At 63.8% G+C, this 24,818-nt stretch carries 19 protein-coding genes, 1 tRNA gene and 1 riboswitch; of the genes, 11 read left to right on the top strand and 9 right to left on the bottom strand.

What is annotated here, in order from left to right; translation table 11 throughout:
• Positions 1–171: 171 nt before the first annotated feature.
• Together MKZ40_RS05240 and MKZ40_RS05235 are read right to left on the bottom strand one after the other, a co-directional pair.
• A complete protein-coding gene (locus MKZ40_RS05240) occupies positions 172–1,269 on the bottom strand; it encodes a serine/threonine protein kinase (protein WP_175088265.1) in 1,098 nt (365 codons plus the stop codon).
• A 206-nt stretch (positions 1,270–1,475) separates the two neighbouring features.
• A complete protein-coding gene (locus MKZ40_RS05235) occupies positions 1,476–2,198 on the bottom strand; it encodes a ComF family protein (protein ID WP_175088266.1) in 723 nt (240 codons plus the stop codon).
• A 309-nt stretch (positions 2,199–2,507) separates the two neighbouring features.
• On the opposite strand from MKZ40_RS05235, the gene bioB reads away from it, so the two are divergent.
• The 6 genes from bioB (at position 2,508) to MKZ40_RS05205 (ending at position 7,753) form a co-directional block, all read left to right on the top strand.
• Entirely contained in the window at positions 2,508–3,686 is a 1,179-nt protein-coding gene (bioB, locus tag MKZ40_RS05230; RefSeq protein WP_175088267.1) for a biotin synthase BioB, read from the top strand.
• Between the two features lie 192 nt (positions 3,687–3,878).
• A complete protein-coding gene (locus MKZ40_RS05225; RefSeq protein WP_254626964.1) occupies positions 3,879–5,054 on the top strand; it encodes an 8-amino-7-oxononanoate synthase in 1,176 nt (391 codons plus the stop codon).
• Positions 5,051–5,854, top strand: coding sequence for an alpha/beta fold hydrolase (locus MKZ40_RS05220; protein WP_175088268.1), 804 nt, complete (start codon positions 5,051–5,053; stop codon positions 5,852–5,854). The genes MKZ40_RS05225 and MKZ40_RS05220 overlap by 4 nt, the downstream gene beginning before the upstream one ends.
• Position 5,855: 1 nt before the next feature.
• Positions 5,856–6,722 (top strand): methyltransferase domain-containing protein, encoded by an 867-nt coding sequence (locus tag MKZ40_RS05215; RefSeq protein WP_175088269.1) that lies wholly within the window; start codon positions 5,856–5,858, stop codon positions 6,720–6,722.
• 58 nt (positions 6,723–6,780) lie between these two features.
• Positions 6,781–7,569, top strand: coding sequence for a dethiobiotin synthase (bioD, locus tag MKZ40_RS05210; RefSeq protein WP_175088270.1), 789 nt, complete (start codon positions 6,781–6,783; stop codon positions 7,567–7,569).
• A gap of 99 nt (positions 7,570–7,668) precedes the next feature.
• Positions 7,669–7,753, top strand: a tRNA-Leu gene (locus tag MKZ40_RS05205).
• 270 nt (positions 7,754–8,023) lie between these two features.
• On the opposite strand, the gene MKZ40_RS05200 is transcribed toward MKZ40_RS05205, so the two are convergent.
• Positions 8,024–8,395, bottom strand: a complete 372-nt coding sequence (locus MKZ40_RS05200; protein ID WP_175088271.1) for a hypothetical protein — start codon at positions 8,393–8,395, stop codon at positions 8,024–8,026.
• A 134-nt stretch (positions 8,396–8,529) separates the two neighbouring features.
• Positions 8,530–8,916 (bottom strand): YnfA family protein, encoded by a 387-nt coding sequence (locus MKZ40_RS05195; RefSeq protein ID WP_348994686.1) that lies wholly within the window; start codon positions 8,914–8,916, stop codon positions 8,530–8,532.
• A gap of 171 nt (positions 8,917–9,087) precedes the next feature.
• On the opposite strand from MKZ40_RS05195, the gene MKZ40_RS05190 reads away from it, so the two are divergent.
• Positions 9,088–9,540: a nucleoside diphosphate kinase regulator gene (locus MKZ40_RS05190; RefSeq protein WP_175088272.1), complete on the top strand. Its 453-nt coding sequence runs from the start codon at positions 9,088–9,090 to the stop codon at positions 9,538–9,540.
• Positions 9,541–9,761: 221 nt separating this feature from the next.
• The gene (locus tag MKZ40_RS05185; protein ID WP_175088273.1) at positions 9,762–10,307 is read left to right on the top strand and encodes an Mpo1-like protein; all 546 of its coding nucleotides are present in this window, start codon (positions 9,762–9,764) and stop codon (positions 10,305–10,307) included.
• A 145-nt stretch (positions 10,308–10,452) separates the two neighbouring features.
• Here MKZ40_RS05185 and MKZ40_RS05180 read toward each other — a convergent pair whose 3' ends face one another.
• The 5 genes from MKZ40_RS05180 to MKZ40_RS05160 form a co-directional block, all read right to left on the bottom strand.
• A complete protein-coding gene (locus MKZ40_RS05180) occupies positions 10,453–12,282 on the bottom strand; it encodes an acyl-CoA dehydrogenase C-terminal domain-containing protein (RefSeq protein WP_175088274.1) in 1,830 nt (609 codons plus the stop codon).
• Between the two features lie 293 nt (positions 12,283–12,575).
• Entirely contained in the window at positions 12,576–13,781 is a 1,206-nt protein-coding gene (gene cobA / locus MKZ40_RS05175) for a uroporphyrinogen-III C-methyltransferase (protein WP_348994685.1), read from the bottom strand.
• Positions 13,782–14,028: 247 nt separating this feature from the next.
• The gene (gene serS / locus MKZ40_RS05170) at positions 14,029–15,306 is read right to left on the bottom strand and encodes a serine--tRNA ligase (RefSeq protein ID WP_175088276.1); all 1,278 of its coding nucleotides are present in this window, start codon (positions 15,304–15,306) and stop codon (positions 14,029–14,031) included.
• Positions 15,307–15,438: 132 nt separating this feature from the next.
• Entirely contained in the window at positions 15,439–15,825 is a 387-nt protein-coding gene (gene crcB / locus MKZ40_RS05165) for a fluoride efflux transporter CrcB (RefSeq protein WP_217485772.1), read from the bottom strand.
• 196 nt (positions 15,826–16,021) lie between these two features.
• Entirely contained in the window at positions 16,022–16,879 is an 858-nt protein-coding gene (locus MKZ40_RS05160) for a hypothetical protein (protein ID WP_175088277.1), read from the bottom strand.
• Positions 16,880–17,237: 358 nt separating this feature from the next.
• On the opposite strand from MKZ40_RS05160, the gene MKZ40_RS05155 reads away from it, so the two are divergent.
• The 3 genes from MKZ40_RS05155 (at position 17,238) to MKZ40_RS05145 (ending at position 24,213) form a co-directional block, all read left to right on the top strand.
• Complete coding sequence (locus MKZ40_RS05155; RefSeq protein WP_175088278.1) at positions 17,238–20,483, top strand: FAD-binding and (Fe-S)-binding domain-containing protein; 3,246 nt, start codon at positions 17,238–17,240, stop codon at positions 20,481–20,483.
• A gap of 281 nt (positions 20,484–20,764) precedes the next feature.
• A complete protein-coding gene (locus MKZ40_RS05150; protein ID WP_175088279.1) occupies positions 20,765–22,711 on the top strand; it encodes a sodium:proton antiporter in 1,947 nt (648 codons plus the stop codon).
• Between the two features lie 260 nt (positions 22,712–22,971).
• Positions 22,972–24,213: a NupC/NupG family nucleoside CNT transporter gene (locus MKZ40_RS05145; protein WP_175088280.1), complete on the top strand. Its 1,242-nt coding sequence runs from the start codon at positions 22,972–22,974 to the stop codon at positions 24,211–24,213.
• A 267-nt stretch (positions 24,214–24,480) separates the two neighbouring features.
• Positions 24,481–24,752: riboswitch (cobalamin riboswitch) on the top strand.
• Positions 24,753–24,818: the final 66 nt, after the last annotated feature.

Genomic DNA, 24,818 nt, shown 5'->3' with positions numbered 1-24,818 from the left:
GTCGTATCCGTGCAACAAAGGCGCCCCCATCGTGGAGCGGTGGGGGCGCATCGAGAGACGATCTTCAAGCCATGCCACGACGATCTTCAAGTCAGGCCATAACGATCTTCAGACCAGGCCATGACGATCTTCAAACCTTTCCACGACGATCTTCAGACCAGGCCGCGATCGCTAGGCCAGCCAGTTCGGCGCAGACAACGCGACGCGCTGCTGTTCCAGACTGCGGATATGCTCATCCCAGTAGCCCTGACCAGCCATGTGCGAGAAGGCCTGCGGGAAGGCGGGGTCCGACCAGCGGCGTACCACCCAGGCACTGTGGCGTACCATGCGCAGGGTGCGCAGGGTCTCGATCCACTTGAGCTCGCCGCGATTGAAATCGCAATGCTGCTCGTAGCCCTCCAGCACCTCGGACAGCTGCATGTGCAGCTCCGGGTCGCTCTGACCGGTCAACAGCATCCACAGGTCCTGCACTGCCGGGGCACTCAGGCAATCATCGAAGTCGACCAACGCGAAGCTGTCATCACGCCCCAGCATGTTGCCGATGTGGCAATCGCCATGGGTGCGGATCAAGGCGCTTTCCGGCCAGCTCTGCTCCGCGACCAACGGGCGCAGTGCCTCGATGACACGCTGGTAGCTGTCGCGCTGGCGCTCACTCAGCCAGTCGGAGGCCAGCACGCTGGCGCAGCTTTCTTCCAGAATTCGCAGCGGCGAGAGCGTCTCCCGCTCGCGAAACGCGCTCTTGCGCCCCACCGCATGCACGCGGCCGATCAGCTCGCCCAGCTGATAGAGGTGCTCGGCAGATTCAAGCTCTGGCGCGCGCCCCACCACATGCGGGAAGAGCGCGAAGTCGAAGCCCTCGAACCGATGCAGCGTCTCGCCGGCCTCGTTCGCCCACGCAGGGGCGCCCGGAACACCGGCCTCATCCAGCTCGGCCAGGAAGGCGTGCTCCTCGAGAATCTGGGCACGGCTCCAGCGCTCGGGGCGATAGAACTTGGCCACCCAGCGGCGTCGGTCATCATCGGCGAGATGGTAGACACGATTCTCGTAACTGTTCAGCGCGAACGGCTCGCCGGGCAACCAGAAGCCCAGCGATTCGACAGCGGCCACGACACGGTCCGGCGCGAGAGCATCGAAGGGATGAAAACGCGTGTCTCCATGGCACTCTGACGCATATGTCGTCGACCAGGTGTTGCCATTGGAGCGCACATCCAACTCGCGCGAAGTGCCGGAAGATTGCGTGTCATCGGGGGAAACAGGATCAATAGGCATGGCAATTCCTCGGGCGTGGACCAGCAAACGGCTGCCGGACCTTGCATGCTATGAGATTAGACCCTCTGCACGCCAGTCTTCTCCCTGACTGACCCCGCCTGCCCGCTGAGCTCAACGCCCGTTTCGCGGCTGAGCCCTGTCGGCATGTGTCGGGCGGCTCGGTCGCAAGGCTCGGCAGGAGGGACCCTGCGTGTCGCGATTGCGGGTCACTGCGCACCGCGCAGGGCCAGGGGAGTCCGCGCCAGCACGCAGGCATCGACCTCACGGGCACCGGCTCGCAGACAGGCCTGAGCAAGACTGTCGAGCGTCGCGCCGCTGGTCATGACGTCATCGATCAGCAGCACGTGCTCGGGCAATAGGCCCTCGATGTCATAACGCCCACGCTGGGCCTTCAGACGCCCGCGCCGGTCCCGCAGGCGCTGATCCGGCGCTGCCCTGGCCTCCGCGACTGACGCCTCTTGCGGCATGCGTCTGTCTCGCACCCGCGCTCTATCCCGCGGATAGCCAGCAATGGCGGGGCTCAGCCCGCGACACAGTTCCGCCAGCGCATCATGGCCGCGCTGGCGACGACGATAGGCATCTGCCGGTACCAGCAGCACTGCGCCGTGAGGATGCGCCTGGCGCCACTCGCGGCAGAAGTGCGCAAGCTCCCGCTGCATGAGTTGGCGCAGCAGTCGCCCGGCGCGGCGCTGATGCTGGTCCTTGTAGCGCTGGAACAGCCCCGCCAGCAACCCCTCATAACGCAGCGGTGCAAAGCAGCGTGCAAAGGCGGGCGGTGATGACAGGCAGCGAGCACAGGCCTGCTGACTCAAGGCCAGTGAGGCGACAGGCTCAGCACAGCGCGGGCAGGCATGCTGATTGCGCGCGATTCTCGCCTCGCAGGCATCACACCACTCGCGGCGCGATGACAGCTCTCGCTCACGACGCAAGTGAGTCGGTGACAAAGGCAATGAACGGGGAGGTGAAGCTGAAGCGCTCTGTCGTTCGGTCACGCCAGGCATGGCTGTCGTCAGCTGACGCTGACAGAAGGCACAGGGTCGCGACAACTGCCAGTGGTCAACCAGCAGACTCCTCATCGTTGACAGCATCCGCGGAAACTCTATCATCTCAGTTAACCTGACTTTATTCGATGCGTTGACTGGCCACTTGCCAGCTCGGCTGCCGACTCCCGGACTCACTCACGGATGAGCGGCTCAGCGCGCTCTCGCTCTGCCCGTCTGATGAAGGACCTCAAGCTCATGACCGTAGAAGCCTCCCGCGTGACCACACAAGCCACGAATATCCCTGCGCCTGCCGATGACAGCGTGGTACGCCATGACTGGAGTGTCGCGGAAATCGAGGCGCTGTTCGCCCTGCCCTTCAATGACCTGCTGTTCCGTGCCCAGCAGGTGCACCGCCAGCACTTCGACCCGAATGCGGTGCAGGTCTCCACCCTGCTGTCGATCAAGACCGGCGCCTGCCCGGAAGACTGCAAGTACTGCCCGCAGTCCGGTCACTACAACACCGGCCTCGGCAAGGAAAAGCTGATGGAGATCGAGAAGGTGGTCGAGCAGGCGCGTGCCGCCAAGGATGCCGGCGCCAGCCGCTTCTGCATGGGCGCAGCCTGGAAGAGCCCACGTGAGCGCGACCTCGAGGTGGTCACCGAGATGGTGCGTCAGGTGAAATCGCTGGGACTCGAGACCTGCATGACGCTGGGGATGGTCGATACCGATCAGGCCAAGAAGCTCGCGGATGCCGGCCTCGACTACTACAACCACAATCTGGACACCTCACCGGAGTATTACGGCGAGATCATCACCACGCGCAGCTACAGCGAGCGCCTGGACACCCTGGCCAGCGTGCGCGAAGCCGGCATGAAGGTGTGCTCCGGCGGCATTCTCGGCATGGGTGAGACCACCACCGACCGTGCCGGCCTGCTGCGTCAGCTGGCCAATCTGGAGCCGCAGCCGGAATCGGTGCCGATCAACATGCTGGTCAAGGTGGCGGGCACGCCGTTGGAGAATGTCGATGACCTCGATCCCATCGAGTTCATCCGCACCATCGCCGTGGCACGCATCATGATGCCGAAGAGTCATGTGCGCCTGTCCGCCGGCCGCGAGCAGATGGACGATTCCACCCAGGCACTGGCCTTCCTCGCCGGTGCCAACTCCATCTTCTATGGCGAGCGTCTGCTGACCACCGGCAACCCGCAGGCCAACCGTGACCGCGAGCTGTTCGAGCGCCTCGGCCTGCACCCGGAGACCCGCCAGGAAGTCGCCAGTGACGAAGTGCGCGAGGCCGCCCTGAAGGCCGCCATGGAAGAAAAGGCACGCGCCAATGTCGAGGGCAGCCTGTTCTATGACGCCACGCGCGAGGCAACGCCCGCCAGCAGCGAAGGCCAGGTTCGCGAACGCAAGCCCTGCGGCCTGGTGGTCTGATCGCTCGTGGCCACCGACACGCCCGCCAGCGCGCGCTTCAGCCCTCAGTCCAGCGCCAGCTTCACGCATCTGGAGGACCTGCTCACTCAGCGTGAGCGGGTCGGCCGCTATCGCCGGCGCCTGACGCTGGACTCCCCACAAGGGCCCCACGTCAGCCTCGCCGGGCAGGTAGCCGATGCAGAGGCGCGCCGGCTGCTCAACTTTACCGCCAACGACTATCTGGGGCTGGCCAACCACCCGGCACTGGTCGAAGCCGGCTGTCGCGCGGCGCGTGAATTCGGTGTCGGCAGCGGCAGCGCTCACCTGGTCAATGGCCACCAGAGCGCTCACCACCAGCTGGAGGCTCGCCTGGCCGAGCTGACCGGGCGGCCGCGCGCGCTGCTGTTCTCTACCGGCTTCATGGCCAATCTGGGCGTGATCGATGCGCTGGCGAGTGCTTCGCGCGAGGCCGGTTGCAGCCTCGAGATCTTCCATGATCGCCTCAATCACGCCAGCCTCCTCGACGGCGCGCGCCTGGCGTCCTCCGGCACCACTGCCGTACGCTCGCGTCGCTTCCACCATCGCGATCTTGAAGACCTCGAGCGTCAGCTGGCGCGCTCCCGCTCCAACGACAAGCTGGTGATCAGCGATGGCGTGTTCAGCATGGATGGCGACTGCGCCGATATCGCGGGCCTGAGCCAGGCCTGCGCCCGACACGGCGCCTGGCTGATGATCGACGATGCCCACGGACTGGGCGTGCTGGGCGAGCATGGCGAAGGCCTGGTCGGGCGCGCTACCCCGCTGGCTGACGTACCGATATTGGTCGGCACCCTGGGCAAGGCGCTCGGCAGCAGCGGCGCCTTCGTCGCCGGCAGCGATGCGCTGATCGAAAGTCTGATCCAGCTGGCACGCCCCTACATCTACACGACCGCGCAACCGCCGCATGTCGCCGCCGCTACCCTGGCGGCGCTGGAAATCGTCGCGCGCGAGCCGCAGCGCCGTGAGCAGTTGCAGGCTCGCGTGCAGCAGTTCCGTGAGGGTTGTACGCATCTGCTGGCGGGCAGTGGGCTCGCGCTCGGGCTGACGCCAGCCGACACGAACATTTCATCCTCCGCCCCGCTGACCCCGATTCAGCCACTGATTCTGGGCAGCGAAACGCGGGCATTGGCCTGGAGCACGGCGCTGCGCAAGCGCGGCGTGCTGGTCTCGGCCATCCGCCCGCCCACGGTGCCCTCAGGCAGCTCGCGCCTTCGCTTTACCTTCTCCGCCGAGCACACTGTTGAGGATATCGCGGCACTGCTTGAGGCTCTCGAAGCGGTACTGGCAACGGAAAAGGCCCAGCCCCGCTCGGTTTCCCCAACCATCAGCTCAGAAGGAGTCACGCCATGACGCTGACTCGTCTGGTGCTGTTCAGCGGCTGGGGCATTGATGCACGCATCTGGCAGCCCTTGATCACCTGCCTGCATGCACGCCTCGCTCACGTCACTGAGACGGATGATGAAACTGAAAGGCACCCGCTGGAAATCATCGCGCCGGATTGGCCAGAAGAAGGCCCGCAAGCCGAGTCACGGGCAGGCGCAGAACCGTCCGTCTCGCACGCCTCACTGGGCGGCGCCGACACCCTGTGGCTGGGCTGGTCGCTTGGCGCCCTGCGGGCCGAGGCGCTGGCGAAGGAGCAGGCGCCGGCCGCCCTTGTCTCGCTGTCCATGGGGCCAAGCTTCATCGATCAGGCCGCAGCTGAGCAGATGATTCCCGCCCTGGCACCAGAGGTGCTGGAGGACTTCCGTAAAGCCTACGCGCGCAACCCCGCGGCCAGCTGGCAACACTTTCTGCGCTGGCAGGCCAGTGGTGAGACCTCTGCACGTGACTGCCTCAGACAGTTGCGCGAACTGATCGGACGCCACCCCGTCAGTTGCGAAGCAGTGCTGGCGGCAGGACTATCGGAACTAGCCAGTCGCCAGATGTCGCTGGCGCCTCCATCAGAGTTACCGCTCGAGTTCTGGCTCGGCAAGCAGGACCCGCTACTGGCGCCGGGCCTGAGTGCAGCGCTGCGCGCGCAGGGCCAGGTGGTTGCCGAATTCGAGGGGGGCCACTGCCTGCCATTGAGCGCGACCGAGGCACTTGCCGATGCCCTGCTCGCGCGCATGGGCCTCGCCACACACGCCACGCACATCAGCGAGGAGGCCTGAGATGTCGATAGCCGTCAGCGTGCCGCCTACTGAACCTGCAACGCCCCCGCTCACGCCTGCACTTGCGCCTACCCCGAGCCGCCAGCAGATTGCCCGCGCCTTTGACCGCGGCGCTGCCGACTACCTCACTCTGGCGCAGGCGCAGCACGCCATGGCGGCCACCCTGTTCGCGTCGCTCCCTGAGCAGCTGCCGCCCGCCGCCCGTGTGCTCGACCTCGGTTGTGGGCCCGGGCATTGGACCCTCGAACTGGCGCAGCGCTACTCTGAGGCTTGCTGTATGGGACTGGATCTTTCGCTTGAGATGCTGCGTGAAGCCGCACGCCAGACAAGCGAGCTTGCGAGTGGCAGCCCTGAACGTCTGCACTGGCTGCGCGCAGATGCCGAGCGCCTGCCACTGGCCGATGCGAGTCTGGACCTGGTGTTCTCGAGCCTGGCCGTGCAATGGTGCGATAGCCCTCGGCAATGGCTCGTCGAACTGTCACGTACCTTGAAACCCGGCGCTCGAGCGCACATCAACACCTTGGGGCCCGGCACTCTCAAGGAAGTACGCCACGCCTGGCAGCGCGCAGATGAATCCGTGCGTCACTTCCCCAGCGCCGCCCACCTTGCACGCCATGCCCAAGCCGCCGGGTTGCGCTGCCACTGGCAGTTACGCCCGCGGGTATTTCACTATCCCGATGTCGCCGCGGTCATGGCCTCGATCAAGGGCATCGGGGCGCAGACCGCCACTGGCCGGCGCCTGACACGTGCCGAGGTGCAGCAGGCCAAGGCGCGACATGAAACGCTACGTACCGCAAAGGGGTTGCCTGTAAGCTATCAAGTCATTGAACTTGTGCTCGAAAAACCGCTCAGAATTGCGTGCGGATAACACTGATACTTTGCTTGAAGGCAATTACCTGCCTCGCTCGGATACAATGAAAACTGATATGAAAACCGCGGACAGCTCGACACGGGACACTGCTTTGCCTGCACGAGGCGAACATGGCATCGCCGCCTTCGTGACCGGCACCGATACCGAAATCGGCAAGACCTTCATCGCCAGCGCCCTGCTGGCACGTGCTCGCCTGCGCGGCCTGACCACGCTGGGCCTCAAGCCCGTGGCCTCTGACTGCTTCGAGAATCACGACGGCCTGGTCAACGCCGATGCCCTGTCATTGCAGGCACAGTGCGAACCGGAAGCCGATTATGAAAGCATCAACCCCTGGCGCTTCGCGCCAGCCATCGCGCCGCATATCGCCGCGCGTCAGGTGGGCATCAAGCTCGAGGTGGCGAAAATCGCGGCGCATGTGCGAGGCCAGCGGACGAGTGCACCGCGCGACCTGTTGCTGGTGGAAGGTGCTGGCGGCTGGCGGGTACCGCTGAACGATGATGAGGATTTCTCGGACCTGGCCATCGAACTGGGCTTGCCGGTGATTCTGGTCGTCGGCCTACGCCTGGGCTGCATCAATCATGCGCGCCTGACACTTGAAGCCATCGAGCGCGATGGGCTGGAGATCGCCGGCTACGTCATCAACCATCTGGAAGCGGATATCGAGGTCAGCGAAGACAACATGGCAACCTTGTCACGCACGCTGCGGGCTCCCTGCCTGGGGGTCGTGCCGTGGATGTGCGATGAAGACCTCTCCAATACACGCCACGCCGCCGAGCGCGCCGCCAGCTATCTGCAACTGCCCTGCGGGCTGGAATCACGTAGCGAGCATGTCATGGCGAAGTGAAGCGCTGAAGGCGCGGCGCAAGACGGGAAAATTCCGGTGATAATCGATACAAGCGATTGACTTGAAAGGCATCACGGGTAAAATGCAGGCCTGCTTCTCGCGGAAGTGGTGGAATTGGTAGACACGCCAGATTTAGGTTCTGGTGCCGCAAGGTGTGGGGGTTCGAGTCCCCCCTTCCGCACCATCAGCATACTCTGCTGATGTTCCCCAGCTGCCTCGCGCAGTCAGCAAGTTCTCCCGCTTTTGTCTATTGTGCATGCGTCGTGTCATCTGATGCCTTCTGCACCCATCATCCTTGTCAGTACCTTCCCGTCGGTTGCCATATCCGCTTCGCGCCCGCGCTCTGCGTCAGCCTGCCTTGCACACAACCTGCTCTACTCTCTCCTGCTTTGCGTCCTCTGCCTTGCGCCCTCCGGACAATCCGCGGTGCGGCATTCGTGCGTTTCGACGAACCTCAGCGTCGTCTTAGGCTCTCCTGCAGGTTGGCCAGACTGACACGCGCCTGATCCATCAACAGCTGGCGCTCTTCACGGTCATGATGCGCGGCATGCGCCGCGGCGAGTTGCAGGTTCACGTATTCGATTCCGCTGGTGACGCGATAGAACTCGCGACGCGAGGCCACCTGGCGAAAAGCATCGAGCAGCGAGGGATCAAGCGCCAACCACTCACCACGCGCAACGTCTGGCTCCGCCTCCACCAATGCCGATAGCAGTGGTTGCACGGCCTGATTCCATTCCTCTCTGCGCGGCCGCCAGCGACCGAGCCAGAAGCCGATTAAACCGCCGATGCCAAGGCCGCCCAGCCCCCATAACCATTCCCACTGCATGCTGGTGCCTCACTGCGTCAGATCGAATCCCGAGGGTCATTGCCTCATCCTGGCGCAGTATACCCAACAATGAGCGCTCTCATGCTCAACGACCGACTTATTTAATAAAATCCTAATAAAAAAGACATCTACGCTCATTGCGCACGGGCGCCCAGCACGATGATGGCGCTGCCCGCCAGGCAGACCAGTGTTCCCAGCAGGTCCCAGCGACTGGGCAATTGCTGCTCGACCAGCCACAACCACGCCACGGACGCGGCGATATAGACACCGCCATAGACGGCAAAGGCGCGCCCGGCGTGACTGACGTCGACCAGTGAAAGCAGCCAGGCGAACAGCGCCAGGCTGAGCATGCCGGGAATCAGCCAGGCGGGGCTGCGTTCCAGTTTCCACCAGGCCCAGAAACTGAAGCAGCCAGCGATCTCGGCGAGCGCCGCCAGCGGATATATCCAGAGAATCGACATCGATGAGTCTCGTGTGAGAGTGGCAGCCTTGGGTGACAGCGCCATGAAAGTTGTCGGCATCAGACGACTCCCGCACCCCGTCAAAAGCCGCTAGGATTAATTAGCGGACAATCCATGGACAATCACGGCCGATGGATTTCCTGTCCGTCTCTCCATATTGACCAAGCCAGGATTGGCGCCGTCTTGCTGCGCATGATATCGCGCAGTGACTCGATAACAAGGAACCCCACGATGACTCGGCAACGACTGATCATCAACCGCCTGGACGCTGACCGCCTCCAGCGCCTGATCGACGCTCAGCAACACGATGATGAGCTGTCCCTTCGCCTCGAAAGCCGCCTGATCCAGGCAGAGATCGTGCCCCCCGATGACTTCCCCGAAGACCGCGTCAGCATGCGTAGCCGCCTGCGTCTCAAGGGGTCGCGCTCCGGCGATAGCGAGCTGACACTGCACTATCCGACCCCGGAGGATGGTGAGTGCATGCCCCTGCGCAGCCACCTGCCACAACCTGAAGAGCAAGAGACCTCACTGGCACTGTGCATCATGTCGCCGCTGGGCATCGCGCTGCTGGGAATGGCGGTTGGCGAGCAGATCACGCTACCCCGGGAAGATGGCCAGAGTGACGTCATCCGCCTGGAAGCCATCCTGCATCAGCCGGAAGCCTGCGGTCAGTTTCACCTCTGAAGGGCCAGGGCCACTTGTTTCACGCCTGAAAAACGCCGGACTCGATAGTCAGCTCCGTGTTGACACAGGCTGGCAGCTTGGCAATACGCTACGCTGACAGGAGTCAGCAGGGTTGCCGGACCCTGCTGGCTCACGCCATTGCTCCTTGACATAACACGCCATCGTTCCCGCTGCGCACTTGCGCATGCGGGCATTTTCAATGTCTGTCTGGAGAATGCCTCATGAGTATATTATCGCACCCTCATGTCAAGACAGCCGCTCACCGGCGTCTGCATGAAGCACTCGAGCACTACGCGGCCAGCCATCAGCATCGTGAAAACATCCGTATGCACCTTGTCTGCGTGCCTGTCATCTTCACTGCCAGCTTGATTCTGCTGTGGAGACTGCTCGGGGGGCAGGGGCTATCGAGCGAACCGGGGCTGGGTCTATGGATACTGCCCGGTGGCGTGGTCACTCTGGCGGTCCTGGCCGTCTATGCGCGCTTCTCTCTCAGGGTGCTTGGCGTGATGGTCGCCTGGACTCTGGCAAGCCTGGCGCTGATGTTCGTGATGCTCGGGCTCAACTGGCCGGTGACACCCATGATGCTGGCAGCCTTCGTGGTCGCTTGGATCGGTCAGGTCGTCGGCCATCGTATCGAGGGCCGCAAACCGGCCTTCCTCGATGACCTGCGTCAGCTGCTGATCGGCCCGCTGTTCGTGCTGGTCGAGCTGTTCCCCGCCATGCGTGACTGGCTGCTGAAGCAGGATGAGCCCACCGAGCGGTCATGAGCGGCCAGTGGGCATGCAAGCTTGCCGACACGGCCCGATGGACAGGGATTCCGACAACACAAAAAGCCCAGCGACCTGACACGGTCGCTGGGCTTTTCATATGACGCTACTGACGGTCACGGTGGCTTGTGACTTGTGGCTTGCGTCATTGCTCCGGCGCGAAATCCTCGAGGCTGAAGGCCATCAATGGCGCGGCGCCAGCACTGATCTGGGCTTCCAGGGCGACGGCGCGCGGGAGCACGCGTGCCACGAAGTACTCCCCGAGCGCCAGCTTGCGGCGATAGAAGCCCTCACCACTGGCCCCCGCTTGCGCCAGTCCACGCGCCGCAGCACGCGCCATGCGTAACCACAGGTAGCTGTAGACACACAGCCCCGCCAGATTGAGGAAGTCACAGGCCGCCGCGCCCAGCTCTTCCGGATTGTCATCGGCGCGGGCCAGCAACTGCTCGGATACTCGCTCCAGACGCGCAAGCTCCGTCTCGCAGGCCTCGGCGAACGGGCGGGACTGGGCATCGTCGGCCTGCTGATCAAGCTCGGCTCGCACCAGGGCGGCAAAGCTCGCCACATGAGCGCCACGATTGCGGTAGAGCTTGCGCCCGACCAGATCCATCGCCTGAATGCCGTTGGTACCTTCGTAGATCATCGCGATGCGTGCATCGCGCACGTACTGCTCGGCGCCCCACTCCACGCAGTAGCCATTGCCACCATAGAGCTGCTGCGCCATGACGGTGGCATCGAAGCCACGGTCGGTCAGCAGCGCCTTGGCGATCGGCGTCATGAATTGCACCAGCGCATCCGCGTCGGCCTTCACCGCGCCATCGGCGTGATATTTGACGCGGTCCAGCTGCTGGCCCACGAAGACGGCAAAGGCGCGCCCGGTCTCGTTCCAGACGCGCACCTCAAGCGCCATGCGGCGCACGTCAGGATGCACCAGAATCGGGTCGGCCGGCTTGTCGGGCGCCTTGGCGCCTGTCGGTGCCCGGCTCTGCAGGCGCTCGGCGGCGAAGTCCATCGCGCTCTGATAGGCCACCTCGCCCAGCCCCAGCCCCTGCAGACCGATGGAGAGGCGCTCGTAGTTCATCATGGTGAACATCGCCGCCAGCCCCTGATGCGGCTCGCCGATCAGTACGCCTTCGGCGCCGTCGAAGTTCATCACGCAGGTCGCGCTGCCCTTGATGCCCATCTTGTGCTCGATGGAACCACAGCTGAGCGCATTCGGTGTCGCCGGCTGGCCGTCGGCATCAAGCAGGTGCTTGGAGACCAGAAACAACGAGATGCCACGCGTGCCCGGCGGCGCATCCGGCAACTTGGCCAGCACCAGATGCACGATGTTGTCGACCATGTCGTGCTCGCCGCCGGTGATCCAGATCTTGGTGCCGGTGAGACGATAGCGCGGCAGCCCCAGCAGCGGGTCATCGCCCTCGAGAGGTTCGGCACGGGTGCGAATCAGGCCGAGATCCGTGCCGCAATGCGGCTCGGTCAGACACATGGTGCCCAGCCAGTCGCCGGCATACATGCGCGGCAGAAACACCTGCTTGACGGTCTCCGGGGCGTGACTGTCCACCGCCAGACAGGCACCGGCATTGAGCGCCGGATAGAGCGCGAAACTGGTATTGGTGGCGTAGAGCATCTCTTCAAAGGCCACGGTGAGCATCTTGGGCATGCCCTGACCACCGTATTCAGGATTGCCGCCCAGCCCCATCCAGCCGCCTTCGGCGAGCACCCGATAGGCCTCCTTGAAGCCCTTGGGTGTCGTGACGTGGCCGTTCTCGAAGCGCGCGCCCTCGGCATCACCGCTCAGGTTGAGCGGCAGCAGCTCGGCCTGGGTCACGCGCGCACCTTCCTCGAGAATCGCCTCGGCCAGCTCGACATTCACCTCTTCGGTGGCTGCCATGCTCGCCCATTCCCGCTCGGCGGCGAACACCTCATCGAGAATGAAGCGTGCATCCTTGAGTGGCGCCTGATACTTGGCCATATCACTGTCCTCACTGACTCATGTGCTTAGGGCTTTCGCGAAAGACTTGCCTCTCACCCCGTGATGAACGACGGGTTTCGCTCAGCAGAATTCAAACGATTGCTTGAAACAATAGGCGCAATCAGATGCCACGTCATCTCGACCTTGGCCCAAGAGCCGCCCGGCAATGCGCCAGCACGATGATCAGGCCCGCGATCACCAGCCCAACAACGCAAGACGCCGCCCCGGGGTTACCGAGGCGGCGTCTGGTCACTGCTCATGTCGCTGCTTTCAGCGCTTTCGCTACGGTCGCTCTAGATCGATACCACATTGGCCAGCGGCGTCGGGTGCTTGCCATCTTCCCATCCCAGGCTGCTGTTGGCATTCGGCGAGAACCACTTGAGCGAATCGTGCAGCTTGACCACATTCCCGACGATGATCAGCGTCGGCGGCTTGAGGCCCTGACCGGCGATCTGCGCCGGCATGTCGGCCAGCGTTGCCACATGCACACGCTGACGCGCGGTAGTGCCCTGCTCGACCAGCGCGATCGGCGTGGACGCCGCCAGACCATTGGCGATCAACTGCTCGCAGATCAGACCCAGGCTGCCAAGCCCCATGTAGAAGACCAGCGTCTGGGCCGGACGCGACAGCGCCTCCCAATCCAGGTCACAGCTGCCATCCTTCAAATGGCCGGTGACGAAGCGTACCGACTGGGCGTGGTCGCGATGGGTCAGCGGGATACCCGCGTAAGCCGCGCAACCGGAAGCCGCCGTGATACCCGGTACCACCTCGAAACTGATGCCGGCGCCGGCCAGGGTCTCGAGCTCTTCCCCGCCGCGTCCGAAGATGAAGGCGTCACCGCCCTTCAAGCGCACCACGCGATGCCCGGCGCGGGCGTAATCCACCAGCGCCTGATTGATGCCTTCCTGGGGCACGCTGTGATCGCTGCGCGCCTTGCCGACGTACAGGCGACGCGCCTGTGGCTTGGCCAGCGCCAGAATCTCATGACTGACCAGGCGATCGTGAATGATGACATCGGCCTGCTGCAGATGGCGCAGCGCCTTGAGCGTCAGCAGCTCTGGATCGCCCGGCCCCGCGCTGACCAACGCCACCTGGCCATGCGTGCCCGTGAAGCGGTCCTCCTCCTTCACGGGCAACACCGCCTCGCCTGCCACCAGGCGCGGCGGCAGGCGAACGCTGGAGTCCCGGGGGTGGCTAGGCGCGAACACCATCACGTGCTGCTCGCGCGCATGACGCAGGATGCCGCGATCGCGCCCTTCGCTGCCGGTGGCGACCAGCCATAGCTGGCCGGGGGCCGGCACGGGCAACAGGGTATCGGCAACCTCCCAACCTTCACGACCACACAGGGTCTCCAGCATCGGCATGCGGGCATCACCGTAGACACACAGGTCCGCACCGAGGCCGGCGAAACGCTCAGCCAGCGCGACAGCCTCCTGGCCGCCACCGATCAGGCACAACTGGAGTCGTGAGGGGTCACAGGAGAGATTGAGAAATTCCATGGGGCACATCCACAAACGCGGCGAGGCTGGGGAGCAGCCTTCGATGGGTCGCATTTTAGAGCATAAAAACCACTCTCTAAAATAACCAATAAGAATAACAACCCTGATGCTACGTTGTAGTCACGCAGAGGGGGCAATGAGTGGTGTGATCGGGCAAGGACGCTATCTCCGCGATAAACGAAGGCCCCCGCTTTCATGGGAAAGCGGGGGCCTTGTCGCGAGAATCCACCACGGCGATTCACGCACCTCAGACGTTGATGATTTCCACTCCACCCATGTAGCCACGCAGCGCCTGCGGCACGCTGATGGAGCCATCGGCGTTCTGATGGTTCTCCAGCACGGCGACCAGGCAACGGCCCACGGCCAGGCCGGACCCATTCAGGGTATGCACCAGCTGCGGCTTCTTCTGCCCTTCGACACGCACACGCGCCTGCATGCGGCGCGCCTGAAAGTCACGGCAGTTGGAGATGGAGGAGATCTCGCGGTAGGTCGCCTGGCTCGGCAGCCAGACTTCCAGGTCGTAGGTCTTGGCGGCGGCAAAGCCCATGTCGCCGGTGCACAGGGTCACGGCACGGTACGGCAGTTCCAGCGCCTGCAAGATAGCTTCGGCGTGGCCACGCATCTCTTCGAGAGCTTCGTCGCTCTTCTCCGCCGCGACGACCTGTACCATCTCGACCTTGTCGAACTGGTGCTGGCGAATCATGCCGCGGGTATCACGGCCATAGGCACCGGCTTCACTGCGGAAGCACGGGGTATGGGCGGTGAACTTGAGCGGCAGACTGCCGGCGTCGATGATCTCGTCACGCACCATGTTGGTCAGCGGCACTTCGGCGGTCGGGATCAGGAAGAAATCACGATCGTCGTTGAGCTTGAACAGGTCTTCCTCGAACTTGGGCAGCTGGCTGGTGCCCATCAGGGAGTCGCGGTTGACGATATAGGGTACGTAATATTCTTCGTAGCCATGCTCCAGCGTCTGCTTGTCGAGCATGAACTGCACCAGCGCACGGTGCAGGCGCGCGATGGAGCCATGCATCACGGCGAAGCGTGAACCGGTGATCTTGACCGCCAGCTCGAAGTCCAGCTGGCCCTTGAGCTCACCGAGGTCGACGTGATCGCGCACGTCGAAGTCGAATTCACGCGGCGTGCCCCAGCGGTGCAGCTCGACGTTGTCGCTTTCATCAGCGCCTTCCGGCACTTCGGCGTCCGGCAGGTTCGGCAGGCTGGCCGCCATGGCGTCGGCCTTGGCCTGCAGCTCATTGAGCTCGGACTTGGCGGCGTCGAGACGCTCGCCCAGATCACTGACTTCTGCCAGCAGCGGCGCGATGTCTTCGCCGCGTGCCTTGGCATTACCGATGGACTTGGAGCGGGTGTTGCGCTCGTTCTGCAGGGATTCCGTCTCGACCTGCAGGTCACGGCGGCGCGCTTCCAGCGCGGCAAAGGCTTCGGTATCCAGCTGATAGCCACGACGTGCGAGGCGCTCGGCAGTCGCTTCAAGATCAGCGCGCAGAAGTTTCGGGTCCAGCATGTGGGAAGGCTCTCTCGTCGGATCACTCAGGCCGCATCGCGGCGCGGAAAGGTTATGCGCAATAGTCTACCTCAGCCAGGCCCTGCTTCGCAGCCGCCCAGGCGACAGGATTGGCGCGCGCAGCGACGGGAATCACAGCAGGACGCGTGCGATCTTCATGCCCAGCGCGACCATGCCCAGACACGCCACCACACTGACGGCGACATAGACCAGCCCCGCCAGCATGCGTCCACTCATCATCAGATTGAGCGCCTCGAGGGCAAAGGTGGAGAAGGTGGTGAAGGCACCGGTGAAGCCGGCCACCATGATCGCCTGCCAGACGGGGGCCAGCTTGAGTTCCTGGGTCACCCAGATGAACAGGAAACCCATCAGGCAGCTGCCGATCAGATTGACACCAAGGGTCCCCCACGGGAAACCACGCCCGGCGGCGCCGACGATCCAGCCACTGACAAGATACCGGCCCAGCGCCCCGATGGCACCGCCCGTTGCTACTGCCAACCAGGTTCCCATGTTTCGCATCTGCCTCATGTCATGAGCCGCCAACGGCTCATCTAGCTGTCCATAAAAAGATCATGCCTCAGGCACACCGCCATATCCGAGGCATGTCATGAACTGCCAGTGTAAGAAAATCACGGCATGCGGGGAACTCGGGACATGGGAAAGGCGAGTTCAACAAAACATGACTCGCTGCCCGAGATGATCGACAGCGCTGGAATCAGTTCAATTCGCTTCTCAGCCCCTCCAGCACTTGCTGCCATTGACGATGAGCACCTTCCTTGCCCCCTAGTTGCTCAAGTCCGCGTGCCGTCCAGGTGCCAGGTGTGCCGATGCGCGAGGCAAGCTCACCCGGCGGGGTATCGGGGTGGGCTTCCATCAGCGCAAGGGCATCACGCATCTGGGTCATCAACAACTGGCGGGCCTGAGGCCCGGTGATGCCCGGGACAGTCTGGAACCAATCAAGCAACGCCTGCTGTTGGGCCAGCTGCCAGGCATTCATGCAGACTGCCAGCATGCTGGCCTCGAAGGCGGCCTCTTCATTGAAGGCAACCGCTTGCCGGACTGCCGGACCGAGCAGATCTCGCGTGAGTGAGTCTTCCGGGTACAACGTGAGAGCACTCTGCCCCTCGGACACTGCCAGCCCCGTCATCACCCGTACGACTCTGGCCGGTGCAAACCAACGCTGCAGGTCAGTTAGTGAAACTCCGGCCGCCATCACCATCAGGTGATGATCCTTGCTCAGAGCGCGATTTTCACGCAGTTCCATGGCCAGCGCTTCCAGTTGCTGCGGCCGCACGCCGACCAGCACGCACAGGCTGGCTTCGCACACCGCAACATTGCTTACGTGCCGGATGGCACCGAAGCGCCAGCCCAGTCGGTGACTGCGCACGTCATTGCGTGGCGAGAGATGAAATTCCAGTTCATGCCGCGAACGTCCTTCACGCTGACAACCGCGCGCCAACGCGACCAGCAATGACTCCGCCAACTCCCCCACCCCCAGCACTCCCAATCGCGTGGGCGGCTGGCGAGACTCGCGATGACAGGTGGAGGTCGAGGAATAGGTGGACGATGTCATGAGCTAACTCCTGATGACTCAGCGGAAGGGGGAAGACAGCTTCAAGGAAAGAAGCAGAGGGGATGTGGCGTGACAGTCTGCCTTGCGATGCCAACGGTACCACTGAAGCGGCGACTGACGCCTGACAATCGCCCGCAGCATGTGCACATCGCCCCCCCTTGTGGCTTGGATTCTGACGCACACACCTTGATTTTATGACTCCTCACAGCGTAGTCATTCCTCACTCCTTTCACCTGAATTCCCGTCTCGCGAGTGATGCAATGCCGCGCTGGGCTGGGGCCACACGCCCAGCTCAGGTAAGCTTAGGCCCATTGGCCCTGGATGCCTGCCTGACGCGACTCACTGCCCGAGCGAGATCATGACCGAACGCCTGCTGGATATGCCCGCCCCCGTCGATTCCCTCTATCTGGACTTCCTGGCCGCCCTGCGAGATGCAGGCTTTGCCGGTGACATCAGTCCGGACTACGCCAACCGCACCGTGTTGTCGACCGACAACTCGCTCTATCAGGTGCTGCCTCAGGCCGTGGTCTACCCGCGCCATGCCGAGGATGTCCAGCGCATCGCGCGCCTCTCCCACGAGCCACGCTTTTCGGGCGTCACCCTCGCGCCACGCGGCGGCGGTACCGGTACCAATGGCCAGTCACTCAATGACGGCGTGCTGGTGGATGTCTCGCGGCACATGAACCGCATTCTCGAGATCGATGTCGAGAACCGTCGCGTGCGCGTCGAGGCCGGCGTGGTGAAGGACCAGCTGAATGCCGCGCTCAAGCCGCATGGCCTGTTCTTCGCGCCGGAACTCTCGACCTCCAACCGCGCCACCATTGGCGGCATGATCAATACCGATGCCTCCGGTCAGGGCAGCTGCGAATACGGCAAGACGCGTGACCACGTGCTGGCGCTCGACAGCGTCCTGCTCGACGGGACACGACTGACGAGCCATGCCATCGACGGCGCCGAGCTCGAGACACTGTGCGCGCGTGAGGATCGCGTCGGTGAGGTCTACCGCACCGCACGTGCCATCGCCGACGAGCGCGCCGAGGAAATCGCCGACATCTTCCCGCCGCTCAACCGCTGCCTGACGGGCTACGACCTCGCCCACCTGCGCGAGGCCGATGGTCGCTTCAACCTCAACAGCCTGCTGTGCGGCGCCGAGGGCACGCTGGGCTTCGTGGTCGAGGCCGAGCTGAATGCGCTGCCCATCGCACCCTGCTCGACGCTGATCAACCTGCGCTATGCAAGCTTCATGGACGCACTGCGCGACGCCAAGGCGCTGATGGCGGTCGAGGGCAATCGCCCGACTTCCATCGAGACGGTGGATGACACCGTGCTCAACCTCGCCATGCAGGACTTCGTGTGGGACAGCGTCGAGGAATTCTTCCCGGCCAGCGCCGAGGGTACACCGGCCATCGGCGGCATCAACCTGATCGAATTCAATGCCGACAGCGAAGAGGTACTGGATGCCAAGGTCCGCGCCTTCAGCGAGCACCTGGCCAGCGATATCAGCGTCGAGCGTCTCGGCTTCACCGAAGCCCGCGGTCGCGCGCAGATCGGTCGTGTCTATGGCATGCGCAAGCGCTCGGTGGGCCTGCTGGGCAATGTCGACGGCGAAGCCCGCCCGCTGCCCTTCGTCGAGGACACCGCCGTTCCGCCGGAGCATCTGGCCGATTACATCGCCGAATTCCGCGCCGCGCTGGATGCCCGTGGCCTGCGCTATGGCATGTTCGGGCATGTCGATGCCGGCGTGCTGCACGTGCGCCCGGCGCTGGACATGAAGGACCCCGCCCAGCAGGCGATGATCCGCGAGATCTCCGATGAGGTCGCCGCCCTCACCCACAAGTACGGTGGCCTGCTGTGGGGCGAGCACGGCAAGGGTGTGCGCTCAGAGTACTCGCCACGCTTCTTCGGCAGCCTCTACGGTGCGCTGCAGGATGTGAAGGCGGCCTTTGACCCGCACAATCAGCTCAACCCGGGCAAGATCGCCTCCCCGCGCCTGCCAGTGGCGCTGGTCGACAACGCTGGCAAGCGTGACGCTGGGGCCAGCGAAGGGAGCAGCGAAGAGAGCAGTGAGAGCGACAAGCGTGATCACGCTGACAGCGCCGTCGAGGCCTTCGACCCCCGCTTGATGCGTATCGATGACGTGACCATGCGCGGCGATCTCGACCGCCAGATCGATGAGCGCGTGTGGCAGGAATACGCCAGCGCCGTCTACTGCAACGGCAACGGCGCCTGCTATAACTACGACCCCAATGACGCCATGTGCCCGTCGTGGAAGGCGACCCGCCAGCGCATCCACTCACCCAAGGGACGAGCCAGCCTGATGCGTGAGTGGCTGCGCCTGGAAGGCAACGCCGGACGCGACGTGATCGCCGAGGCCCAGGCTGCGCGTACGCCAGGCTTCAAGGGCACCGGCATGTGGCTGGCACGTCTGCCGGCGCGCCTCAGCGCCTCGCTCAAGGCGCGGCGTACCGGCACCGCACAGGCTGAGGGTCAGTCTGACGCCAACTTCGATCAGCAGGTCTACGAAGCGATGTCCGGCTGCCTGGCGTGCAAGTCCTGCGCGGGCCAGTGCCCGATCAAGGTCAACGTGCCCGATTTCCGCAGTCGCTTCCTTGAGGTCTATCACCATCGTTACCAGCGCCCACTGCGCGATTACCTGATCGGCAGCCTCGAATTCGTGCTGCCGTGGGCCGAGCGCGTCACACCGCTGTATAACGGCCTGCTGTCCAATCGCCTGGTCAGTCGTCTGCTGGAAGGCCCGATCGGTATGGTCGATGCGCCGCGCCTGTCACGCGCCAGCCTGCGCAGACAGCTCAAGAGCTGGGGTGTGTCCGAGGCGACACCTACCCAGCTGGGCCGTCTGACCGAATCTCAGAAGGCCAGAAGCGTGATCCTGGTGCAGGATGCCTTCACCAGCCACTTCGAGGCCCAGCTGGTGATCGACATCATCGAGCTGCTGTCGCGACTCGACATCCATGTCTTCGTCGCGCCCTTTGCCCCCAACGGCAAGCCGCTGCAGGTACAGGGCTTCACCGGCGCCTTCCAGCGTACCGCGCGTGCCCAGGCCGAGCGTCTCAAGGCGATCGCCGACTTCGGCGTGCCGCTGGTCGGCATCGACCCGGCGATGACCCTGACCTACCGTCAGGAGTACGTGAAGACCCTCGGCCCGGACGCCGTGCCCGACGTCCTGCTGCTGCAGGAATGGCTGATCAGCCTGCGCAAGCTGCTGCCGGTCGGCGTCACCAAGACGGTGCTGGGCAAGATGGACCCGGGCATGAAGCTTCTGAGCCACTGTACCGAGAGCACCAATGCTCCGGGCTCGGCCAAGGCCTGGCAGCAGGTCTACTCAGCCTTCGGCCTCAAGCTCGAGACCATCGCCACCGGCTGCTGCGGCATGTCCGGCACCTACGGCCACGAAGCGCGCAATCTCGAGACCTCGCGTGCCATCTATGACCTGTCGTGGAAGTCCGTGGTCGAAGACGACGCCAATCAGGGCAAGCTGGTCGCCAGTGGCTATTCGTGCCGCAGTCAGAGCAAGCGTTTCTCGGGCAGTCAGTTGCCGCATCCGCTGCAGGCATTGCTGCCGCTGCTGCGTCGCGCCCAATGAGTGATGGCATCTGCCCGATGCCATCACGTGGGTACGATAGAGGAAGGAAATGAGGAGAGCGCGATAAGGCAACGCGACGTTGCATACCACGGAATCAATCGCTAGGCTGCGCCCTTTCGGCCTGCCACGCGGCACCTGAGTGGCGCCTGCCCCCTGCTTCAAGCCTGTGCAGACAAGCAGAAGCAAGGGCCACTGACAGACGGCTGAGACACAACGAAACGATGAGCGGTGACCGCAACAGTGGCACCGCTCATTTTCGCTGACTCCAAGGAAGACACTCGATGACCGAACCTGCTCTGGCCCTGACCCTGATCGGTCTGATGGCCCTCGGCTGCCAGTGGCTGGCCTGGCGCATGCGTCTGCCCGCCATCCTGCCGCTGTTGATCGTCGGCATCCTCGCTGGCCCCGTCACGGGCTGGCTGAAGCCGGATGAGCTGCTCGGCGACCTTCTGTTCCCGCTGGTCTCGCTGGCGGTGGCGGTCATCCTGTTCGAGGGCAGCCTGACGCTGGACTTCAAGGACCTGCGCGGCCATGGCCATATCGTCAGACGACTGGTCACCACCGGCGTGGTGATCACCGGCGTGATCGGCACCGTGGCCGCCCACTATCTGCTCGACATGCGCTGGGAGATGGCCGCCGTGCTCGGCGCCCTGCTGGTGGTGACAGGCCCGACGGTAGTGATGCCGCTGCTGCAGACGCTGCGCGCGCGCGGCAACCTGACCCAGATCCTGCGCTGGGAAGGCATCATGATCGACCCGGTCGGCGCGCTGCTGGCGGTACTGGTCTACGAGTACGTCGCGCTCGGCATGACCGGCAATGCGGCCTCGCACACCCTGTTGCTGTTCGCCCAGACAGTGGGCCTTGGGCTCGGCATGGGGGCACTGGGTGGCTGGTGCTGGGGGCTGGTGCTGCGTCATTTCTGGCTGCCGCAGAAGCTGCACAACTTCGGCACCCTGATGGTGATGCTGGGGCTGTTCGCCATCTCCAACACCCTGTTCCATGAATCCGGCCTGCTGACCGTCACCGTGATGGGCGTGTGGCTGGCCAACATGCGCGGTGTACCGACCCAGCAGATCATCGAGTTCAAGGAAACCTTGACGGTTCTGCTGATCTCGGGACTGTTCCTGCTGCTGGCGGGGCGCCTGACCGTCGAGCAGCTGTCCCTGCTGTCGTGGCCGGCGTGGATCTTCCTGGCGGTGTTGATGTGGGTCGCACGCCCCCTGACGGTCTGGCTGTGTACCCTGGGCAGTGGGCTGACGCTACGCGAGAAGGCCCTGCTGGCCTGGCTCTCGCCGCGCGGCATCGTCGCGGCAGCGGTCGCTTCGCTCTTCGCCCTCAAGCTCGAATCCCAGGGCATCGAGGGCGCCGAGATGCTGGTACCGATGACCTTCCTGGTCATCATCGGCACGGTGGTGGTCCAGAGTCTGTTGTCGCGCCCCATCGTCAAGGTGCTGGGCGTCGGCGAGCCACCGCCCTCGGGGTTCCTGATCCTGGGCGCCAACTCGGTATCACGCCAGGTCGCCCGTGAACTGGTCGACGCCGGCTTCTCGGTGCGCCTGACCGATACCAACTGGGACGCGGTGCAGGAAGCGCGCATGGCGGGTCTGCCGGTCTACTACGGCAACCCGCTGTCTGAACATGCCGCCCAGCATCTCGAGCTGACCGGTATCGGCCACTTGATGCCGCTGTCGCCCTATCGCGAACTCAATAGCCTGGCCGCGCTGCACTTCGAGCACATCCTGGGCCACGGGCGTGTCTTCCGACTCGCCGAGGACAATGGCAAGAATGCCAAGCGCCAGCAGGACCAGGCGCTGGGGCATCTGCCGCTGCTGTTCGATGGCAAGATCACCTATGCCAAGCTGGCGAGCCTGCTGTCTCAGGGTGCACAGTTCCGACGCGCCCGCATCACCGAGAGCTTCAGCCTCGAGGATTACCGCAGGATTCATGAAGAGCGCCTGCTGCCGCTGTTCTGCATCAGCAGTCAGGGCCGCATCCGGATCGCCAACACGGCCGTGGCACTGGAGCCAAAGGCTGGCGAGACGCTGATCAGCCTGATCCATGCCGACTCGCCGGAGCTGAACAAGTCTTCCCAGCCCAGGACCGACAATACGGAGACTCCCCAGGCCGACAAGGACACGGCCGGCAAGTCATCACAGACTTCACGGACGCCGCCGGACTCGGGGTCTGGCCCTCTGCCGGCCAGTCGACTGCCGGGCGCCGGCACCTGACAGGGGGATAGACTCAGCATCACGTCGGAATATCACGACGGTACCAAGGGGAAAGCACGAGGCTCGCTCATGGCGGGCCTCGTGCGTGTTGACGCAGGCACGCCTCGCACGATTCACAAAAAATGCGTCAAACGTTAGTGGCAGACTCCGACAGAGGGCAAAAATACTGGTAGAGTACGCGCCAGTTTTGGCCATACGTCCTGTGGCCAGCGCTATTGCCTTGTCCTCAACGTAACACCTACGCATTCAGGAGCTGCTTGATGCAGATCGTCATGGGCCTGGTGGGCATCTTAGCCCTGCTGGGGATTGCCTTCCTTCTCTCTGAAAACCGACGCGCCATCAGTCTGCGCACCGTGCTGGGTGCCTTTGCCATCCAGGCGATGCTGGGGATCTTCGTGCTCTACGTGCCTGCTGGCAAGAGCATGCTGCTTGGGCTCAGCGAAGGTGTACAGGCCGTAATGTCCAGTGCCAACGTCGGCATGGACTTCCTGTTCGGCGGCCTGGTCAGCGACAAGATGTTCGAAGTCTTCGGCGGCGGCGGCTTCGTGTTCGCGCTGCGCGTACTGCCGATCATCGTGTTCTTCTCGTCACTGATCGCGGTGCTCTATCACCTGCGCGTGATGAACGTCGTGATCAGCGTACTCGGCGGCGGTCTGTCGAAGGTGCTCGGCACCAGCCGTCCGGAGTCCCTGTCCGCGGCCGCCAACATCTTCGTCGGCCAGACCGAAGCCCCGCTGGTCGTGCGCCCGTTCATTGCCGGCATGACCCGCTCGGAGCTGTTCGCCGTGATGACCGGTGGCCTGGCCTCGGTAGCCGGTTCCGTACTGGTGGGCTATGCCTCACTGGGCATCGACCTCAAGTACCTGCTGGCAGCCTCCTTCATGGCGGCGCCGGGTGGCTTGCTGATGGCCAAGATGCTGATCCCGGAGACCGAAACCAAGACCCAGAGCGTCGAAGAAGCACTGGGCAAGGACATCGATCGCCCGACCAACGTCATCGATGCCGCCGCCTCCGGCGCGGCCTCCGGCGTGCAGCTGGCGATCAATGTCGGCGGCATGCTGCTGGCCTTCATCGCGTTGATCGCGCTGGGCAACATCATCGTCGGCTGGGTCAGCGGCCTATTCGGCTATGAAGACATCACGCTGCAGCTGCTGCTGGGCTATGCCTTTGCCCCGGTGGCCTGGGTCATCGGCGTGCCGTGGCACGAAGCCATCCAGGCGGGTAGCTTCATCGGTCAGAAGCTGGTGCTCAACGAGTTCGTCGCCTTCGCCGATCTCGCCAGCCACCAGATCAAGCTGTCCGAGCACTCTGAAGCCATCATCATCTTCGCGCTGTGCGGCTTCGCCAACCTGTCCTCCGTCGCCATCCTGATGGGCGGCCTGGGGCTGATGGCGCCGAACCGTCGCGGTGATATCGCACAGATGGGCATGAAGGCGATTCTCGCCGGCACCCTCTCCAACCTGATGTCAGCGAGTCTCGCCGGTCTGTTCCTGTCTCTCTAGAGATGATCGCTTGTGAGCCAGTTGCCAGAGAACACGCGACTGTAGAGCAAGCTTTTGCAAGCGAGCTTCCATGGAGCGGACACCGCCATCTGGACAGACTGGCATCTCGACAACGCCCGCCCCGTGCGGGCGTTGTCGTATCTGGCACCCTATGACTTAGCCTCTGCTTACTCTCTGCTCGCCCTCTGACTTCTCACCCTGCATGGCTGCGACTGAGCGGCCCTGGGTGGCAGCCAGCGCAACGCCGGTTTGCCGATTGACTCCCTCACCCCCGCCCCAGACAATGGTTCACGTTGAAGCCAGGGTGTTCGGGAAACGGGTGAAAACCCCGTACTGCCCCCGCAACGGTGATCGCAACGCTCATGCAGGTCGACCACGATCGACAAGATCGACACGGCCAGCCACTGCCTCCGGGAGGACCTGTCATGCAGGCCTCCCCCAAGGGAAGGAGGTGGGAAGGCGCATGAGGGGGTGAGACTCCTGCCATTGGAGTCCACCAGGCGTCAGTCCGGAGACCGGCCCTCGCTTCCACACTGGTTGATGCGGAGGGCCTCACCAGTGGCAAGTCTCCCGCGACGGGCCTGATTGATCAGGGCGCGTGCGGG

The sequence above is a fragment of the Cobetia sp. BMC6 genome (assembly GCF_029991385.1).
GTDB lineage: Bacteria > Pseudomonadota > Gammaproteobacteria > Pseudomonadales > Halomonadaceae > Cobetia.
This window is presented reverse-complemented; position numbering and strand designations above follow the sequence as displayed.

Excerpts from the sequence above, each read along its gene's own strand:
- MKZ40_RS05240 (WP_175088265.1), bottom strand. The coding sequence starts at position 1,269 with ATGCCTATTGATCCTGTTTCCCCCGATGACACGCAATCTTCCGGCACT.
- bioB (WP_175088267.1), top strand. The coding sequence starts at position 2,508 with ATGACCGTAGAAGCCTCCCGCGTGACCACACAAGCCACGAATATCCCT.
- MKZ40_RS05220 (WP_175088268.1), top strand. The coding sequence starts at position 5,051 with ATGACGCTGACTCGTCTGGTGCTGTTCAGCGGCTGGGGCATTGATGCA.
- MKZ40_RS05215 (WP_175088269.1), top strand. The coding sequence starts at position 5,856 with ATGTCGATAGCCGTCAGCGTGCCGCCTACTGAACCTGCAACGCCCCCG.
- bioD (WP_175088270.1), top strand. The coding sequence starts at position 6,781 with ATGAAAACCGCGGACAGCTCGACACGGGACACTGCTTTGCCTGCACGA.
- MKZ40_RS05200 (WP_175088271.1), bottom strand. The coding sequence starts at position 8,395 with ATGCAGTGGGAATGGTTATGGGGGCTGGGCGGCCTTGGCATCGGCGGT.
- MKZ40_RS05195 (WP_348994686.1), bottom strand. The coding sequence starts at position 8,916 with ATGCCGACAACTTTCATGGCGCTGTCACCCAAGGCTGCCACTCTCACA.
- MKZ40_RS05190 (WP_175088272.1), top strand. The coding sequence starts at position 9,088 with ATGACTCGGCAACGACTGATCATCAACCGCCTGGACGCTGACCGCCTC.
- MKZ40_RS05185 (WP_175088273.1), top strand. The coding sequence starts at position 9,762 with ATGAGTATATTATCGCACCCTCATGTCAAGACAGCCGCTCACCGGCGT.
- MKZ40_RS05180 (WP_175088274.1), bottom strand. The coding sequence starts at position 12,282 with ATGGCCAAGTATCAGGCGCCACTCAAGGATGCACGCTTCATTCTCGAT.
- cobA (WP_348994685.1), bottom strand. The coding sequence starts at position 13,781 with ATGGAATTTCTCAATCTCTCCTGTGACCCCTCACGACTCCAGTTGTGC.
- serS (WP_175088276.1), bottom strand. The coding sequence starts at position 15,306 with ATGCTGGACCCGAAACTTCTGCGCGCTGATCTTGAAGCGACTGCCGAG.
- crcB (WP_217485772.1), bottom strand. The coding sequence starts at position 15,825 with ATGCGAAACATGGGAACCTGGTTGGCAGTAGCAACGGGCGGTGCCATC.
- MKZ40_RS05160 (WP_175088277.1), bottom strand. The coding sequence starts at position 16,879 with ATGACATCGTCCACCTATTCCTCGACCTCCACCTGTCATCGCGAGTCT.
- MKZ40_RS05155 (WP_175088278.1), top strand. The coding sequence starts at position 17,238 with ATGACCGAACGCCTGCTGGATATGCCCGCCCCCGTCGATTCCCTCTAT.
- MKZ40_RS05150 (WP_175088279.1), top strand. The coding sequence starts at position 20,765 with ATGACCGAACCTGCTCTGGCCCTGACCCTGATCGGTCTGATGGCCCTC.
- MKZ40_RS05145 (WP_175088280.1), top strand. The coding sequence starts at position 22,972 with ATGCAGATCGTCATGGGCCTGGTGGGCATCTTAGCCCTGCTGGGGATT.